Annotated in this window: 19 protein-coding genes; 6 read left to right on the top strand and 13 right to left on the bottom strand. The window is 73.0% G+C overall.

All coding sequences use genetic code 11. The annotated features are described in order from the left end of the window. From ACS04_RS37815 to ACS04_RS29555, 3 genes are all read right to left on the bottom strand, one after another. Positions 1-450: hypothetical protein (locus ACS04_RS37815; RefSeq protein WP_158977640.1), on the bottom strand; the 450-nt coding region annotated here is incomplete at its 3' end. A gap of 99 nt (positions 451-549) precedes the next feature. Then, the gene (locus tag ACS04_RS29560; protein WP_158977637.1) at positions 550-843 is read right to left on the bottom strand and encodes a hypothetical protein; all 294 of its coding nucleotides are present in this window, start codon (positions 841-843) and stop codon (positions 550-552) included. 147 nt (positions 844-990) lie between these two features. Next, positions 991-1,569, bottom strand: a complete 579-nt coding sequence (locus ACS04_RS29555) for a DM13 domain-containing protein (protein ID WP_048479880.1) — start codon at positions 1,567-1,569, stop codon at positions 991-993. Between the two features lie 352 nt (positions 1,570-1,921). Here ACS04_RS29555 and ACS04_RS29550 point away from each other — a divergent pair, with 352 nt between their 5' ends. Then, a complete protein-coding gene (locus ACS04_RS29550) occupies positions 1,922-3,403 on the top strand; it encodes a glycoside hydrolase family 18 protein (RefSeq protein WP_048479879.1) in 1,482 nt (493 codons plus the stop codon). 45 nt (positions 3,404-3,448) lie between these two features. Here the strand turns inward: ACS04_RS29550 and ACS04_RS29545 are convergent, their stop codons facing one another. Then, positions 3,449-4,207, bottom strand: coding sequence for a VOC family protein (locus ACS04_RS29545; protein WP_048479953.1), 759 nt, complete (start codon positions 4,205-4,207; stop codon positions 3,449-3,451). 266 nt (positions 4,208-4,473) lie between these two features. Here ACS04_RS29545 and ACS04_RS29540 point away from each other — a divergent pair, with 266 nt between their 5' ends. After that, entirely contained in the window at positions 4,474-5,679 is a 1,206-nt protein-coding gene (locus ACS04_RS29540) for an FUSC family protein (RefSeq protein ID WP_048479878.1), read from the top strand. A 21-nt stretch (positions 5,680-5,700) separates the two neighbouring features. On the opposite strand, the gene ACS04_RS29535 is transcribed toward ACS04_RS29540, so the two are convergent. The 4 genes from ACS04_RS29535 to ACS04_RS29520 form a co-directional block, all read right to left on the bottom strand. Next, positions 5,701-6,087, bottom strand: a complete 387-nt coding sequence (locus ACS04_RS29535) for an SH3 domain-containing protein (protein WP_053081012.1) — start codon at positions 6,085-6,087, stop codon at positions 5,701-5,703. A 155-nt stretch (positions 6,088-6,242) separates the two neighbouring features. Beyond that, complete coding sequence (locus ACS04_RS38730) at positions 6,243-6,398, bottom strand: DUF6131 family protein (RefSeq protein WP_167352611.1); 156 nt, start codon at positions 6,396-6,398, stop codon at positions 6,243-6,245. A gap of 148 nt (positions 6,399-6,546) precedes the next feature. Beyond that, positions 6,547-8,019 (bottom strand): MFS transporter, encoded by a 1,473-nt coding sequence (locus ACS04_RS29525; protein ID WP_048479876.1) that lies wholly within the window; start codon positions 8,017-8,019, stop codon positions 6,547-6,549. 54 nt (positions 8,020-8,073) lie between these two features. After that, on the bottom strand, positions 8,074-8,451 hold the full coding sequence (locus ACS04_RS29520; RefSeq protein ID WP_048479875.1) for a hypothetical protein: 378 nt from the start codon (positions 8,449-8,451) through the stop codon (positions 8,074-8,076). Between the two features lie 253 nt (positions 8,452-8,704). Between ACS04_RS29520 and ACS04_RS36845 the strand changes: the two genes are divergently transcribed. Continuing rightward, entirely contained in the window at positions 8,705-8,878 is a 174-nt protein-coding gene (locus ACS04_RS36845) for a CsbD family protein (protein ID WP_078865497.1), read from the top strand. 252 nt (positions 8,879-9,130) lie between these two features. Here ACS04_RS36845 and ACS04_RS29515 read toward each other — a convergent pair whose 3' ends face one another. Further along, a complete protein-coding gene (locus ACS04_RS29515) occupies positions 9,131-9,664 on the bottom strand; it encodes an ATP-binding protein (RefSeq protein WP_245236599.1) in 534 nt (177 codons plus the stop codon). Between the two features lie 183 nt (positions 9,665-9,847). Between ACS04_RS29515 and ACS04_RS29510 the strand changes: the two genes are divergently transcribed. Then, positions 9,848-10,429 carry a TetR/AcrR family transcriptional regulator gene (locus ACS04_RS29510; RefSeq protein ID WP_048479874.1) on the top strand — a complete coding sequence of 194 codons (582 nt, stop codon included), beginning with the start codon at positions 9,848-9,850 and terminating at the stop codon, positions 10,427-10,429. A gap of 101 nt (positions 10,430-10,530) precedes the next feature. Here the strand turns inward: ACS04_RS29510 and ACS04_RS29505 are convergent, their stop codons facing one another. Together ACS04_RS29505 and ACS04_RS29500 are read right to left on the bottom strand one after the other, a co-directional pair. Continuing rightward, entirely contained in the window at positions 10,531-11,220 is a 690-nt protein-coding gene (locus ACS04_RS29505) for an HAD family hydrolase (RefSeq protein ID WP_048479873.1), read from the bottom strand. Between the two features lie 152 nt (positions 11,221-11,372). Next, on the bottom strand, positions 11,373-12,794 hold the full coding sequence (locus ACS04_RS29500; RefSeq protein ID WP_048479872.1) for an NADP-dependent succinic semialdehyde dehydrogenase: 1,422 nt from the start codon (positions 12,792-12,794) through the stop codon (positions 11,373-11,375). Between the two features lie 171 nt (positions 12,795-12,965). On the opposite strand from ACS04_RS29500, the gene ACS04_RS29495 reads away from it, so the two are divergent. Together ACS04_RS29495 and ACS04_RS29490 are read left to right on the top strand one after the other, a co-directional pair. Beyond that, entirely contained in the window at positions 12,966-13,325 is a 360-nt protein-coding gene (locus tag ACS04_RS29495) for an ArsR/SmtB family transcription factor (RefSeq protein WP_107438738.1), read from the top strand. Continuing rightward, positions 13,322-13,963 (top strand): SRPBCC family protein, encoded by a 642-nt coding sequence (locus ACS04_RS29490; RefSeq protein WP_048479870.1) that lies wholly within the window; start codon positions 13,322-13,324, stop codon positions 13,961-13,963. Before ACS04_RS29495 ends, ACS04_RS29490 begins: the two co-directional genes overlap by 4 nt. Positions 13,964-14,004: 41 nt before the next feature. On the opposite strand, the gene ACS04_RS29485 is transcribed toward ACS04_RS29490, so the two are convergent. Together ACS04_RS29485 and ACS04_RS29480 are read right to left on the bottom strand one after the other, a co-directional pair. Continuing rightward, a complete protein-coding gene (locus tag ACS04_RS29485; RefSeq protein ID WP_158977634.1) occupies positions 14,005-14,586 on the bottom strand; it encodes a hypothetical protein in 582 nt (193 codons plus the stop codon). Positions 14,587-14,702: 116 nt separating this feature from the next. Then, positions 14,703-15,863: an aminotransferase class V-fold PLP-dependent enzyme gene (locus ACS04_RS29480; RefSeq protein ID WP_048479868.1), complete on the bottom strand. Its 1,161-nt coding sequence runs from the start codon at positions 15,861-15,863 to the stop codon at positions 14,703-14,705. Positions 15,864-15,925: the final 62 nt, after the last annotated feature.

The raw sequence follows: 15,925 nt of genomic DNA, 5'->3' as shown, positions 1-15,925 counted from the left end.
CCGGCGCCCGTCCGGGGCGAGGTCGCTGCCGCAGCTCACGACGGAGCGCAGGGCGGCGAGTTCGGCGAGTACGTCGTCCCCGCCGGGGGCGGCGCCCGCGACGTGGCTGAGCGCGACGGCGAGGATGCGGTGGTCCTGGTCGGCGAGGTGGACGCTGATCCGCTTCCCGCCGTCGGCGACGGCCGCCTGCACGAGACGCCGTACGGCGGTGTCGAGATCCGGCTCGTCGAGGTGCGCGTACCCCCAGCCCCGGACCGTGGCAGTCGCCCGGGCGCCGGCCTTCTTCGCCGCCCACTGGTCCGCGCGGAAGGTCAGCCCCGCGGTCCGCCGGTTGCGGATCTCCATCCGCGGCCGGGCCCGGTCCACGGCCCGGCGACCGTCCACGGGCGTCCGCGGCGGGGAGGACGGCGGCACCCTCGGCCCGCCCGCTTCAGCCGGTGTCGTAGTCATGCGACCACGCTACGCGCACGCAGCGGCCCTCCGAAAGCCCGCAGGTCCGGGGGCCGGCCCCTACCGGCCGAGCGCCGACGCGGCCGCAGCGCCCGCTCCTCAGCCCAGTGCCACGGTGACGAGCGCCGCGGTGACGGTGATCGCCGCGCAGGTCACCAGTAACGGCCGTCCCGTCGTCAGCGCCCAGCCGATGCCCGCGCAGCAGCGGGAGTCCGCCGCCGCGCCCTCCCGCAAGGCCGCGGGCTCGCCGCCCACGGCCTCGTGCAGGAGGGCGCACTGGGCGCACTCCCGCGTCCCGTGCGGGGAGGAATCGGAGTCGATCCAGTACGCGCCGCTCAGCTCTGCGAAAGAAACGTCCGAGGAGACGACCGGACGCGTCGAAGCTGCTTCCATGACCGCCAAACGCACCGCCGGCGGCGTTGGCAACGGTGATCACCGCATCCGAGACCGGATCGTCACTTCTGCGGGCGCGCCCCGCACCGCCCGGCCGCCGGGGGCGGTGGCGGTGGCGCGGAGCCGCCGGTCGATGCCTCGTGCGGGTCAGACCGCCTGGAGGGCCGCCGCGCCGAAGGACACGTTGAAGCGGTCGCACCAGATGGTGACGCTGGAGTAGTCGGCGAGGTCGACCTCGGCCGGGATCTCGTAATTCTGGTCCCCCTTGTTGCCCTTGAGCTTGCCCAGGCTCACGTGCTTGCCGTCGTCGAAGACGAACCAGCCGTCCGCGCCTTCCTTCACCGGCGCGTCGGTCAGCCACACGCGCAGGTCGGGACCGCTGCTGGTGTCGAGGTTCTCCAGGCGGAGCGTGCGCGAGCCGTCGGGCAGCTTGACGAGCTTCACCGTGCCGGTGGTGCTGTGCTCGTGGCTGATCAGCGAGCCTTGGGCGACGGTCTGCGGTCCGGGCGCCGGGGCGGTCCCCGGCCGCGAGGATCCCGGGGCCGCGGAGGGGGCGGGCAGTGCCTCGTTGACGGTGGAGTTCTGCCAGAGCTTCCACGGCTCGGCCCAGTACAGGCCCGCGCCCAGCACGAGCGCCGCTGCGACCAGCACCCCGGTCAGCAGCCGGCGGCGCCGGCGCCTACCGGTCCCCGTCCCCGACACCGCGCCCGTCGTCGTCCCCGTCATGGCTGCCCCTCTTCGTCGTTCCGTTCCCCGCCATTCAATGCGGACGGGGGATCGCGGCGCCACGGTCCGCGGATGACGAAACCCTTACGTCGCGCGGACGGGTACGCGGGCGCCACCGGACTGCACCGGACGGCGCCGTGTCCGGCGGACGACGCGCCGGGTCCTGGCCGTGCCCGCCTACCTGAAGCGCCGGCGCGGTCGCCCTGCGTTCCGTGGTCATTAACCCTCCCCGATCCGTTCCTTAAGGCGGCTTCAAGAACGCGCGAGCGACACCCGAACCGCACATTCGTCCGTTTTGGCCTCGCTAGCGTGCTGCTCGATCCTCATCCACCGAGCACGGAGGCAGGTCCTCATGGCTGGCCATTCCCATCGCCGTACGACGAGCGCCAAGACGAAGGCGGCGGCGGCGCTGGCCGTCGCGGCGGCCGTCGGGGGCACCGCCCTGGCACTGACCGGTACCGCACAGGCGGCGTCGGTCGGGGCGACCTTCACCAAGTCGAGCAGCTGGACCACCGGTTACACCGGGCAGTACGTCGTCACCAACCACGGCGGGGGGACGCTCAAGGACTGGACCCTGGAGTTCGACCTGCCCGCCGGGACCTCCCTGGCCTCCCTCTGGAACGGCGAGCACACCGTCGACGGCCGGCACGTGACGGTCAGGCCCCCCAAGTGGGACACGGCCGGGCTCGCGGCCGGCGGCTCGGTCACCGTCGGGTTCGTGACCAACGCGAGCGCGAGCGCGGGCAGTCCCACCGGGTGCCTCATCAACAAGGAGAGGTGTTCTCCGGCGACCGGCCCCACGCCCAGCCCGAGCGGGCGGCCCACCACCGCTCCGACGGCTTCGGTCCCGCCCACCGCCAAGCCGACGAGCACGCCCACGGCGACGGCGACCGCCGCGCCCACGGCGAAGCCGACGCCGACCGTTCCCCCGGGCACCACCGCGCCGGCCGGGTTCGCCCCGTACGTGGACACCTCGCTCTACCCGGCGTTCGACCTGCTGGACACGGCCGCCAGAACGGGCGTGAAGGAGTTCAACCTGGCCTTCGTCACCTCGGGCGGCGGCTGCTCCCCGCTCTGGGGCGGGGTCACCTCCCTCGCGGACGACCGGGTCGCCTCGCAGATCTCCGCCCTGCGGGGCAAGGGCGGCGACGTCCGGGTCTCGTTCGGCGGCGCGGCCGGTTCCGAGCTGGGCCTGGTGTGCGGCTCCGCGGCCGATCTCGCCGCCGCGTACGGCAAGGTGGTGGACACGTACCGGCTGACCAAGGTGGACTTCGACATCGAGGGCGCTGCCCTGCCCGACACGGCGGCGAACACCCGGCGCGCGCAGGCCATCGCGCAGCTGCAGAAGTCGCATCCCGGGCTCGACGTCTCGTTCACCCTCCCCGTGATGCCGGAGGGGCTGACGCAGCCGGGCGTCGACCTGATCGCCAACGCCAAGCGGAACGGGGTGGCGGTGTCGGCCGTCAACATCATGGCGATGGACTACGGCCCGGCGTACAGCGGTGACATGGGCGGTTACGCCATCCAGGCGGCCACCGCGACGCAGGCGCAGATCAAGGGCGTACTGGGCCTGAGCGAGGCGGCGGCGTGGAAGGCGGTGGCCGTGACGCCGATGATCGGGGTCAACGACGTCGCCACCGAGGTCTTCACCCCGGACGACGCCAAGCAGCTCGTGGACTTCGCGCGCTCCAAGGGCCTCGGCTGGCTCGCGATGTGGTCCGGTGCCCGTGACAAGCAGTGCCCGGGCGGCGCGAAGAACTTCGCGGACCCGACGTGCTCTTCGATACTCCAGGAGCCGCTGGCCTTCACGAAGGCCTTCGCCGCCCGCGGCTGAGGGCCGGCCGGCCCGGCCCGGGCCTCACCGGACGGCGCGCGTTCGTCATCCGACCCCCGAGGCGGGCCCCGTCCCGTCCTGGAGGGCCACGATCGTGAAGAGGCCGCCGTCCGGATCGGCCAGGGCGATCCGGCGGCTCGTGGAGGTGGTGTGCACGGGTGAGACGGTACGGCCGCCGAGCCGGAGGGCGGTCTCGACCGCGGCTTCGAGGTCCGGCACGTCGAAGTGGACGTGCCAGCGCGGCCGGACCTGCGGGTCCGGGGCCTCCTCGACGGCTCCGCCGCTGATCACGGCGACGGTGTCGGGGCCGCGCCGGATGACCACGTGGTCCTGCTCGTACGAGACGTCGCAGCACCCGGGACGCTCACACGCCCAGTCGAGGACCTCGCCGTAGAACACGGCCGCGGCGAAGGCGTCGCGGGTGCGCAGTTCGAGCCGGACGGCGGCGCCGGGGCCGGGACGGGCCGTCCAGTCCGGGATCACCTCGCCCTGCCAGAACCCGAAGACCGCCCCGTCGGGGTCGGCCGCGAGCGCCGCCCTGCCGGTGCCGAAGGCCAGCGGGCCGACCGCCATCGTGGCCCCGCGCTCGCGCACCCGGGCGGCCGTGACGTCCGCGTCGTCGACGGCGAAGTACGGGGTCCACGCCACCGGCACCCCCAGCCGCCGCGCCAGCCCGCCGATCCCGGCGACCGGCACCCCGTCGCGCATCGCGACGGAGAACCCCTCGCCGAGGCGGGTGGGGCGGAACGTCCAGCCCAGCACGGCGCCGTAGAACCGCTGGGCGGCCTCCAGGTCGCCGGTCATCAGGCTGACCCAGCACGGCGCCCCGAACACCTCATGGCTTGACGTCGACACCGGCTCCGACCTCCCTCGACCTCCCCCCGACCCACCCTAGCCCCGGGCCGGGCGACCGGCTTCGAGGCCGGGCCGCCCGGGTCGGAAGACGGCGTCGCCCGTACGGGGTAGCCGCCCCGGCCGGGGAGGAGCCGGGACGGACCGCCTCGCGTACGGTGGTGCCAAAGTGATCTATGTGACGCGTGGTGCCGCCGGCTCCGGGAAGGCTCGCACGTATGCCCGAAGTCATCGTCACCGTACGTACTCTCGTCAGCCGTCGCCGGGAGCCCGTCGTCGTACAGGCCCTCCGGTCGACGGCAGCGGCCGTGGTGTCCTACGTCGTCGCGCTCTGGCTGAGCAGCGAACCTGCGCCACTGACCGCACCCCTGACGGCACTGCTCGTCGTCCAGGTCACCCTCTACACCACCCTCACCACCGGCATCCGCCGGGTGAACTCGGTGGTCGCGGGCGTCCTGGTCGCCATCGGGTTCAGCACCCTCGTGGGGCTCACCTGGTGGAGCCTGGGGCTGGTCATCCTCACCTCGCTCGTCGTGGGCCACATCGTGCGCGTCGACGAGTTCGTACCCGAGGTCGCGATCAGCGCCATGCTGGTGCTCGGCGTCACGCAGGTGGCGTCCACCGCCTGGGACCGGGTCCTGGAGACGCTGATCGGTGCCGTCGTGGGGCTCCTGTTCAACATCTTCCTCGCGCCGCCCGTCTGGGTGGCGCCGGCGAGCGAGGCGATCACCTCGCTCGCCGGCCGCATGCGCGACCTGCTGGGCCACCTCGGCGACGAGCTGGCGGAGCACACTCCCGTGGAGAAGGCGGCGGCCCGGCTGCACGAGGCACGGCGGCTGGACAACGACATCGCGGGCGTGGACGCGGCCCTGCGGCAGGCGGAGGACAGCCTGCGGCTCAATCCCCGCGTCAAGGAGGGGCTGCTCTTCCGCCTGGTGCTCCGTACCGGGCTGGACACCCTGGAGATCTGCGCCGTGGTCCTGCGCGTCTGCTGCCGCACCCTGACCGACCTGGCCAGGACCCGTACGGACGGCCCCCTCTTCCACGACGAGCTCGCGGACGCGCTGCGCGAGCTGTTCACCCACATGGCGAGCGCCGTCGAGAACTTCGCCGTACTGATCACGGCTCAGATCAGCGCGAGCGCCGAGGAGGCGGAGGAACGGCTGACGCAGGAACTCGCGGCGGCGCGGATCAGCCGCGAACGGGCCGCGCGACTCCTGGCGGAGGAAGCGCGAGCAAGGCCCGGGACGTGGCAGCTGTACGGGGCCCTGCTCGCGGAAGCCGACCGGGTACTGGACGAACTGGGCGTCGAGAAGCGCTCCGAACGGCTCGTGGAGGAACTCGACCGGCACTCGCGCGCGCAGCGCGTCCGGCGCCCGTGGCTCAGCCGGCTGTGGCGCGAGCGCCCGCCCGCCGACCGGTAGGGCGAGGCGGCATGCCGCCCGTCAGCACCACCGGACCGGCGTGTAGTTGTGCACGAAACGGGCCGAGACCCAGCCGGGCTCCCCGTGCAGCCGGTACCAGATGTTGTTGCCCTCCACCGAGGAGCCCTTGGCCTGGCAGGACAGTCGCACCCTCTCGGACGGCTCCAGCGAGCCCAGGACCTGCGAGGAGGTCGTGGCCCTCGCCCGCACGTAAAGGGTGACGCGGCTGACCACGATGCCCTCCACGTACGAGGACCGGCCGGACTCCGCGGCGGCTTCGGGCGCGGCGGCGGCGGCCTCCCCCGGCACCGGCTGGGCCACGGCCGCCGGGGCGCCTTGGAGCAGCAGCCCCACCCCCAGCGCCGCCGTCGCCATCAGCGTCTGAACCTGCTTGTTGCGCTGCCCCATGCGTTTCTCCCGTCCCGTGGCACATGCCTCGGCCCGCCGGTCCCCGGCCGGGTCCGCATCCGACATTGCCCCGGGAGACGCCGCCCGCTCCGGCGGCGCGGCGCCCACTCGCCCCAATGGCGCAGCGGTTCCCGGATTCCACGCCCCGCCGGGCGTCACCAGTAGTGCTTGCGTCCTCCCACCGCGTGCCCGACAGCGCCGAGCACCCAGAGGATCAGGCCGATGACGGCCAGGATCAGACCGATCGTCCACAGGATCGAGATTCCGGTGACGAAGCCGATGATCAGAAGGATCACTCCGAGGATAATCACGACGACCTCCAAGCGCCCGGCGCCTGAGCGCACCGGAACACCCTGCGTGTACCATCCACGGCGCGTTTCATGCCTGGAGAAGGCAGCCAATCCGCAAGGGGGACCGAGGAAGCGCAGGAAGCGGCGAGGGCGACGGGCGCCGCGGCCCTCAGGCGGCCCCGCCGCCGGTGTCGCGGGCCGAGAGGGGGGTGGCGATCTGCTCCAGCGGCTTGCCCTCCGCGGCCACCGCGAAGAAGACCGCCACGATCCCCGCGGCCACCATCAGCGCGGCGCCGATGCAGAAGGCCAGGACGGTGTCGGAGACCACGCCGCTCGACGTGAGACCGGAGAACACCAGGGGGCCCGAGATGCCGCCGGCCGCCGTTCCGATCGCGTAGAAGAAGGCGATGGCCATGGCCCGCGTCTCCATCGGGAAGATCTCGCTGACCGTGAGGTACGCCGAACTCGCCCCGGCGGAGGCGAAGAAGAGGACCACGCACCAGCAGGCCGTCATCGTGACGGCGTTGAGCATTCCGGCCCCGAAGAGCCAGGCCGTGCCGAAGAGCAGCAGGCCCGACAGTACGTAGGTGCCCGCGATCATCGGGCGGCGGCCCCAGGTGTCGAAGAGCCGGCCGAGGAAGAGCGGGCCGAAGAAGTTCCCGACGGCGACGACTGCGAAGTAGTAGCCCGTGACGGTGCTGGAGACGTCGAAGAAGCGGATCAGGATGCTGCCGAACCCGAAGGTGATGGCGTTGTACAGGAAGGCCTGGCCGATGAACAGCGACAGCCCCAGGACGGCGCGACGGGGGTAGGAGCGGAACACGGTCTTCGCGATCAGACCGAATCCGATGCTGTGGCGCTGCGTGACCGTGATGGACTCCCCGGCCTCGGGCAGCGGTTCGCCCTTCTCCGCTTCCACCTGGCGTTCGATCTCGGTGACGAGCTGTTCGGCCTCCTCGGCCCTGCCGTGGATGAACATCCAGCGCGGGCTCTCCGGCACGTGACGCCGTACGAGGAGGATCACGAGACCCAGGACCACGCCGAGCGCGAAGGTGAGGCGCCATCCGACCGAGGGCGGGAAGATGTTCTCGTTGAGCGCGAGTACGGACAGCAGGGCGCCGGCCACCGCGCCGAGCCAGAAGCTGCCGTTGATGATCAGGTCCACCCGGCCCCGGTACTTGCCGGGGATGAGTTCGTCGATGGCGGAGTTGATGGCCGCGTACTCGCCGCCGATGCCGAATCCGGTGAGGAAGCGGAAGAGGAAGAACCACCAGGCGGAGAACGACACCGCGGTCAGGGCCGTCGCCGCCAGGTAGACGCCGAGGGTGACCAGGAAGAGCTTCTTGCGGCCGTACAGATCCGTCAGCCGCCCGAACACGAGCGCACCCGAGCAGGCACCCGCCACGTACAGCGCGGCGGCCAGGCCGGTGACCTGGGCGTCGGTGATGTCGAGGCCGCTGCCCTCCTCGGACAGCCGGCCCGCGATGCTTCCCACGACCGTGACTTCGAGGCCGTCCAGGATCCATACGGTCCCCAGGCCGATCACGACCATCCAGTGCCACCGCGACCAGGGCAGCCGGTCCAGGCGCGCCGGGACCTTGGTCGTGACGGTCGCCGTCTCCCGTTCGTCCAGCTCAGACATGTGGATGCGGCTGCCCTGGCAGCACCGGCCCAAACGGGGCCGTACGAGTGGGGTTTACGGTTCGGAGTAGCTGAAGTCGCCCATCGTCCAGGCGCTGACGTCCTTGATGGCGATCCGGTACATCCCTCCGGTCTCCGGGATGCCCACGGTGCCCTGGAGGATGCGGGCCACGTGGAAGTGCAGGTAGGAGGGGGTCGGCGGGTCTTTCGGTGCGGGATGGCCGTCGTCGGCGTCCATGAACAGGCTCGCGAACGTACCGAGCCGGTCCGAGTCCGCGAGGACCTCCGCCACCCGCCGGCGCCACGCGCTCTCGGGGGCCAGGCGGCCGGTGATGACGGCGCCGTCCACCAGGACGGTCAAGGACATCTGATTGGTCTGCTGCGACTCCACAGCGGCGGCGATGGCAACGAGCAGGTCGTCAGGCTTCGACATGGGCAGGAATGCTACAAGCATCCGGCCCCCGGCCGGGCGTGTTCCCCCGGGCGCCGACCGGCCGACCGGGTCCGAGGGGCTCGGTGAACGGGACCCGGCGGCCGTGACCGGGGGCTGCCTTCTCCCCCGTACGGGTGTCCTCCGTACGGGGTCCGCGCGCCCGCGGCCGCCCGTGCGTCCCGGCGGGGTTTACTGCGGGCCATCCGGGTCAGACGCGAGAGCGTCCGGAGTTCCCTGCCCAGTGGAGGACCCCATGTCCGGTGAACAGAAGGCCAAGGCCAAGCGGGAGCAGGCCAAGGGCAAGCTCAAAGAGGCGGCGGGCCGGGCTGTCGGCAACGAACGGCTGACCGCCGAGGGCCGCGCCGAGCAGGCGAAGGGCGACGCCCGTCAGGCCAAGGAGAAGATCAAGGACACGCTGAAGGACTGACGCGCTCCCTCATCAGACCGGCCTCCCGGCGCCCTCGCGGTGCCGGGAGGCCGGGGTGCGTCCCGTGCCCGATCGCTCCCGCGCGGCCGCCTCACCGGGGTCGGAGACGACCGCCTGGACCGCCCGCCCGGTGGGTCCTTGATGTACGACCGCCCCGGCGCACGATCGACACGGCAGCGATCCGACCGGGTCAAGGAAGTCGGGCATCAGCCCGCGGGTGTCCCGGCTGCCGGAGTTGACGGGCACCCGCGCCTACTTCCCCAACGGTTCCGGCCCCGGCACGCAGCCGGTCGAGGAAGACAAGCCCTGCGCCTGACAGGGGGCCGCCACCTCGAACCAGACGGTCTTGCCCGCCCGGCTCGGCACCACTCCCCAGCGCCTGGCCAGCAGGGTCATCATCCTCAGGCCGTATCCGCCCGGCAGGCCCCGCACCGTCGGCGTCCTCAGCCGCGGGAGCGCGAGGCTCGTGTCGCTGACCTCGATCCGCAGATCCCCCGCACGGGGACGCGCGGCGTCCGGAGCGCGCGGACGGAGCCTCAGCACCAGCTCCGTGGGGCCTCCCCCGTGCCTGACGGCGTTGGTCACCGCCTCGGAGACCAACAGCAGGACGTCCTCGACGGCGGCGCCGCGCTCCTCCCGCGTAAGGCCGCCGGAGTGCTCCGGCGCGGGCCAGGCCCAGTCCGCGAGGACGCCGCGGACGAAGGTGCGGCAGCGTCCGACCACCGTGGCCTCGCCGTACAGGCCGAGCCTCCTCGTCCGGGCCCCTGCTCCCATCGGCTCGCTCATCTCCGGCTCCACGTCGCCTCCGGTTCCGCGCCAGCGCCCCCAGGTCCCCATGGGCCCCTACCCCCGTCGCCCCGATGAAACCTGTCCGGGCGCCCCGGCGAGGTAGTGCGGCGGGTCCGGCCGACAGAACATGCAACAGATAGCCTTAGTGAGCCGCTAGTCACTACGCGTAGGATGGTCGGCATGACCGGGACGACGGGGCGCCGCGAGCGCAAGAAGGCCCAGACGCGCAAGGCGCTGGCCGACGCCGCCATGCGGCTCTTCACCGAGCGCGGCTTCGACAACGTGGGCGTCAGGGACGTGGCCGAGGCGGCGGACGTGGCGGTGACGACGCTGTTCAAGCACTTCCCGAGCAAGGAAGCGCTGGTCTTCGACGAGGACGAGGGCAAGGAGGCCGCCTTGGTCGCGGCCGTGCACGACCGGCCCGCGGGCCGATCCGTCCTGCACGCCCTGCGCGACCACCTGACGCACTCCCTCACGGCGACCGGCCAGGACGGCCCCGGGTTCGCCGCGTTCACGGAGCTGGTGGAGTCGACGCCCGCCCTGCAGGAGTACCGGGACCGGATGTGGCTGCGGCACGAGACGGCGCTGCTCGCCGCCCTCACGGAGGCCACCGGGGCCCCGGAGGGCGATGTCCGCACGGCCGCGCTGGCGCGCTTCGTCATGGCGAGCCCGAGTCTGGCCCGCGGCCAGGCGGACCCGCGGAAGGCCTTGCACGTGGTGTTCGACCTGCTGGAGGACGGGTGGGCGAACACCGCGTCCTGACCGGCGCCCGCAGGCCTGCGTCCGGCGGCAGACGGCCCGGGCGGCCCGCGGTCGGCAGTCGGAAGTGGGCAGTGGGCGGTGGGCAGTGGGCAGTCGGCGGCTCAGGCGAAGGGGCTCTGGTCGAGCCGGCCGAGGAGGTCGGCAGGGTCCCGGTAGACCGCGCGGGCTCCGGCCTCTTCGAGGTCGTGGCGCGGGATGCCGCCGCACAGCAGGCCCACGGCCGCGACCCCGGCCCGGGCGGCGGCCTTCATGTCCCATACGGTGTCGCCGACGAACACGGAGGCGTGCGCGGACGCGTCGGCGAGTTCGAGAGCGTGGTGGACGGGATCGGGCGCGGGCTTGCCCTCCTCCACGTCGTCGGAGCTCGCGGTGGCGGCGATGACGTCGTCGGCGTCGACGGCCCGCCTGAGCGCGTCGAGTTCTTCGCTGCCGGCGGAGGTGACGAGTACGACCCGCCAGCCGCGCCGGTCGAGCGCCCGCAGCAGTTCGTCCGCGGCGTCGATCCGGGGCAGGCGGTCGAAGTAGGTGCCGTAGAGCGTGTCGTGCGCGGCGCTGAGCGCCTCGTCCTCGCTCGTGTCCCTTTCCTGCCCGTCGCCGAGCAGATGGGCGAGCAGGTCCTCGCCCGGCAGGCCGATCGCCCGGTGGACGGCGTGCATCGAGACGTGGTGCCCCGCCTGGCGGAGCGCCTCCCACCAGCAGACGACGTGCAGGTGGTTGGTGTCGGCGAGCGTCCCGTCGACGTCGAACAGAGCGGCACGGTTCTCCCGGCCGCTGCGATTCAGGTGGTGCATCGTGCTCTCCTTCGCGCCGGTTCCGCCCGCTTCCCACCCGCGTCCCGCCTACCCCGCCGAGTGCCGCGCATGCCCGACGCACGTGCGGCAGCGACCGGGCCGCGGCTCGGACCGCGGCCAGGACCCCGGCTCGGACCGGGGTCCGGCAGCGTCTACGAGCCGTTGCCGGGCTCGGCCGCGTGCCAGACCGTGGTCACGTTGCAGAACTCGCGGATGCCGTGCCCCGAGAGTTCGCGCCCGTACCCCGAGCGCTTCACGCCGCCGAAGGGCAGCGCCGGGTGGGAGGCGGTCATGCCGTTGAAGAAGACCCCGCCGGCCTCGATGTCCCGTACGAAGCGCTCCTGTTCCGCCTCGTCACGGGTCCACACGTTGGAACTCAGGCCGAACGGCGTGTCGTTGGCCAGCTCCACGGCCTCGTCGAGGTCCCGCACCCGGTACACGGTGGCCACCGGACCGAAGGCCTCCTCGCGGTGGATGCGCATCTGCGGGGTGATGCCGGTGAGGACGGTCGGCTCGTAGAACCAGCCCCGCGCCAGACCCTCCGGCAGGTCGTCCGGCCGCTGTCCGCCGCACAGGGCCGTCGCCCCGCGTTGTACGGCGTCCTCGACGAGCGCCTCGAGGTCGGCGCGCCCCTGCTCGGTGGCGAGCGGGCCGACATCGGTGGACTCCGACAGCGGGTCGCCGACGGTCAACGCGGCCATCTTGGCCGTGAAGGCACGGGTGAACTCCTCGTGGACGTCGGCGTGCACGAGGAACCGCTTGGCCGCGATGCAGGACTGGCCGTTGTTCTGTACCCGGGCGGTCACGGCGACCTCGGCGGCCCGTGCGACGTCGGCCGACGGCATCACCACGAAGGGGTCGCTGCCACCCAGTTCCAGGACGGTCTTCTTCACCTCGTCGCCGGCGACGGCCGCGACGGCCCGGCCGGCCGGCTCGCTGCCGGTGAGGGTCGCCGCCGCGACCCTGGGGTCGCGCAGGATGCCCTCGACGGCGCGGGAGGACACCAGCAGCGTCTGGAACACCGCGTCGGGAAATCCTGCGCGGCGGAACAGGTCCCCCAGGTAGAGCGCGGTCTGCGGCACGTTCGAGGCGTGCTTGAGCAGCCCCGCGTTGCCCGCCATCAGGGCGGGCGCCGCGAAGCGGACCACCTGCCAGAGCGGGAAGTTCCAGGGCATCACCGCGAGGACCACGCCCAGCGGCCGGTAGTGGACCCGAGCGCGGGAGGCGCCGGAGTCCGCGACCTCCGCCTGTGCGGGATGCTCGTCGGCGAGCAGTCCCTCGGCGTTGCGCGCGTACCAGCGCATGGCCTTCGCGCACTTCGCCGCCTCCGCCCGGGCCGCGGCGAGCGGCTTGCCCATCTCGACCGTCATCGTGCGGGCGATCTCGTCCTGCTCCCGGTCGAGGAGCTCGGCCGCGCCGACGAGGAGACGGGCGCGCTCGGAGAAGGCCGTCGTGCGGTAGCCGCGGAAGGCCGCGTGGGCGGCCGCCAGGCGCTGCTCGATCTGCCCGGCGTCCAGCTCGTCGAAGGTCTTGAGCGTCTCCCCGTTGGCGGGGTTGACGGTGGCGATGGGCACGCCGGCCCTCCTCGTCCTCGATGCGTCGAACCACATGGAACCGAACCAGACGGAACCGAACGGAACCGACCCGAACGAACCGGACCGTACCGGCCCCGCCCGGTGCGCGGGGCGCGGCTCGCGGGGCGACGCTAATCTAAGCCCTTGCTTATATAAGCAGAGGGTGGCACGGTGGCGGGTGTGCACGCCTTTGACGTACTCGCGGACCCCGTACGGCGCCGGATACTGGAGCTGCTCGCAGCGGGTGAGCAGCCGTCCGGCGTCGTCGGCGAAGTGATCCGGGAGGAATTCGGGATCTCCCAGCCCGCCGTGTCCCAGCACCTGCGCGTGCTGCGGGAGAGCGGCTTCGCCGTGGTGCGGGCCGAGGGGACCCGGCGGTTGTACGAGGTCCGGGCCGAGCCGCTGCGTGAGGTCGACGCCTGGCTGGAGCGGTTCCGCGGCTTCTGGGAGCAGCGGTTGGACGCGCTGGGCACGGAGCTCGCGCGGGGCCGCCGAGAGCGTCGGGAACAGGAACGAGGAGAGGCGCGATGAGCGACATCGTCCGGCAGATCAACGACGTCCACCGCGAGGTCGGCCGCCGCGAGGTGGGCGGCGAGGAAGCGCGGACCGTACTGCTGAGCCGCACCTACCCGGCCGGCGCCGAGGACGTGTGGGACGCCTGTACGAACCCGGAGCGGCTCGGGCGGTGGTTCCTGCCGGTCAGCGGCGACCTGCGGCAGGGCGGCCACTACCGGACGGAGGGGAACGCGAGCGGGGAGATCCTGCGGTGCGAGCCGCCGGAAATGCTGCGGGTGAGCTGGGTGATGGGCCAGGCGCCCGGCTTCAGCGAGGTGGAGGTGCGGCTGACGCCCGAGGGACCGCAGCGGACCCACCTAGAACTCGAACACGTCGCGGTGGTGGAGCCGAAGTTCTGGGACCAGTACGGGCCCGGGGCCGTCGGTGTCGGCTGGGACCTGACGGTGCTGGGGCTCGGGATGCACCTGGAGGGCAATTCCGTTGACCCCTCGGAGGCGGTCGCGTGGATGGCGTCCGACGAGGCCCGGGCCTTCATGACGGGCAGCAGCGAGGCCTGGGGCGAGGCGCACGCCGCCTCCGGGGAGAACGAGGCGGCGGTGGCCTCGGCGGTGCGGGCGACGACCGGGTTCTACGCGCCCCCGAAGCCGCAGTAGCCACCCCCGGCCCCGCTTCGCCCCGGCCCTCCCTGCCCGCCCTACTCGTCCCGGAACGGGCCGGCGGCGGCCACCAGCGTGCTCAGCACGAGCAGGACCGCGGCGCCGAGACCGGCCGTCCAGGACGCGCTCTCGCCCTCCGGCGCCGGGGAGACCCGGTGCCGGAGGTCGTACGCGACGCGGATCTCCCCGCCCGCGGCCGCGAGGCGCCGCTCCTCCGTCAGCTCGTCGGGGTATCCGCCGGGACAGTCGAGCAGGTGGCGGTAGATGGTCCGCGAGTTCGGGGGCCCTTCGCCGGCGGAGCTCGTCACCTGCTCCTTGACCTCGCGGACGACGCACGGGGCCACTTCCGCGCGCGACTGCGCCTGATCCGTGGCCGTCACGGTGAGCAACAGCCCCAGCGCAAGGAAGAGCGCCCCGAAGAGGCTCCGGGTGCCGCGGACGCAGACGAAGTAGAGCACCGACGCGCCGAGCACCAGGACCGCTCCACCCACCAGCGCGACCCCGGCGGACGGCGCCGCGGCGGCCGCGTAGCACCAGCGCGCCCAGCCGTGGACGGCCGCGGCCGCCAGGACGGGCACCAGCGCGGCGAGCCGCCACACCTTCGGTTCGGCCTCTGACATGAACACCACCCCCTCCCCCGCAGGGACGCCGCGGGAGCGGGAGATGGTTTCCCCCGGACCCGCCACGCCAAGCGGCCCCCGCCCTGATCCCCCGTCACCCCTGCCCGTGCGCTCCCCTAGGAGCGGTTCAAGGCGGTGTCCAGCGCGCTCAGCAGCTGCTCGATGTCGGCACCGGTGGTGTGCAGGTGGGGGCTGACGCGGATGGCCGAACCGCGGGCCCCGACGAACACGTTCGCCTCCTCCAGCGCCGCGACCACCCGCTGCTGGAGGCGGTCGGGGACCGTGATGCCGAGCATGTGCGGGCCGCGCGGCGAGGGGACGGGCAGGCCCCGCTCCCGCGCCGCCGAGGCGATGCGGGCCGTGGTGGCCGCCAGGGTGACGGCGATGCGGGGCACGGTCCAGGCGGACAGCTGCTCCAGGGCGGCCAGCGCCATGGGGGTGAGTTCGAAGGCGGTGCGCGCGCCCGCGTCGAAGCGCCGGGCCCCGGGCTGGTACTCGGTGCGGTACTCGACGAGCCGCCCGAAGTCGTCGGAGTCCTTGCGCACGATCCAGTTCTCCTCCAGCGGCCGCCCCTCCTGACGGGCGGGGGCCACGTACAGGTAGCCGAGTCCGAAGGGGCCGAGGAGCCACTTGTAGCCGACGCTGACGAGGAAGTCGGGCTTCAGCGTGCGCACGTCGATCGGAATGGCCCCCACGGACTGGCTGGCGTCGATGACGAGGGCGGCGCCGGCGGCCCGGGTGGCTTCGGCGATCCGGTCCAGGTCCAGGAGGGCGCCGTCGGTCCAGTGGACCCGGGGTACCGAGACCACGGCCACGCCGTCGTCGAGCGCTTCGAGGACGGCCTCGGTCCAGGTCTGGCCGGGCTCGCGCCGGACGGTGAGCATCGAGGCCCCCGTACGCTCGGCCAACCGCCACCAGGTGTAGATGCCGGACGGGTACTCGCCGTCGAGGACCAGGATCCGCTCGCCGGCCCGCGGCGTCAGGTTGGCTGCGGCCACCGCGAACCCGTAGCTGGTCGCCGGTACGAGGGCGATGTCCTCGGCGGTGGCCCCGATGAGGTCCGCGAACAGCGCCCGGCGCCGCTCGGCCCCGCCGAACCAGTCGGGGCCCTGGATCCGCCAGGGCTGGGCGCGCTTGAGCAGGGCGGCCTCGCCCGCGACGAGGCCGGCGCGCAGGGTCGGCGCGAGGCTGGCGGTGTTGAAGTAGGCGACGCCGTCGGGGATGTCGAACAGTTCGCGGGCGTTGGGGAGCGGCTCGCTGCCGACAGGCGAGGTCATGGCGTGCCTTTCGCGTCGTTCGGGGGCCGGAGGCCACCACCCTGCCCGCCCCGCGGGGCCGG

This window comes from Streptomyces roseus (genome assembly GCF_001044425.1).
Taxonomy (GTDB): Bacteria; Actinomycetota; Actinomycetes; order Streptomycetales; family Streptomycetaceae; genus Streptomyces; species Streptomyces roseus.
This window is presented reverse-complemented; position numbering and strand designations above follow the sequence as displayed.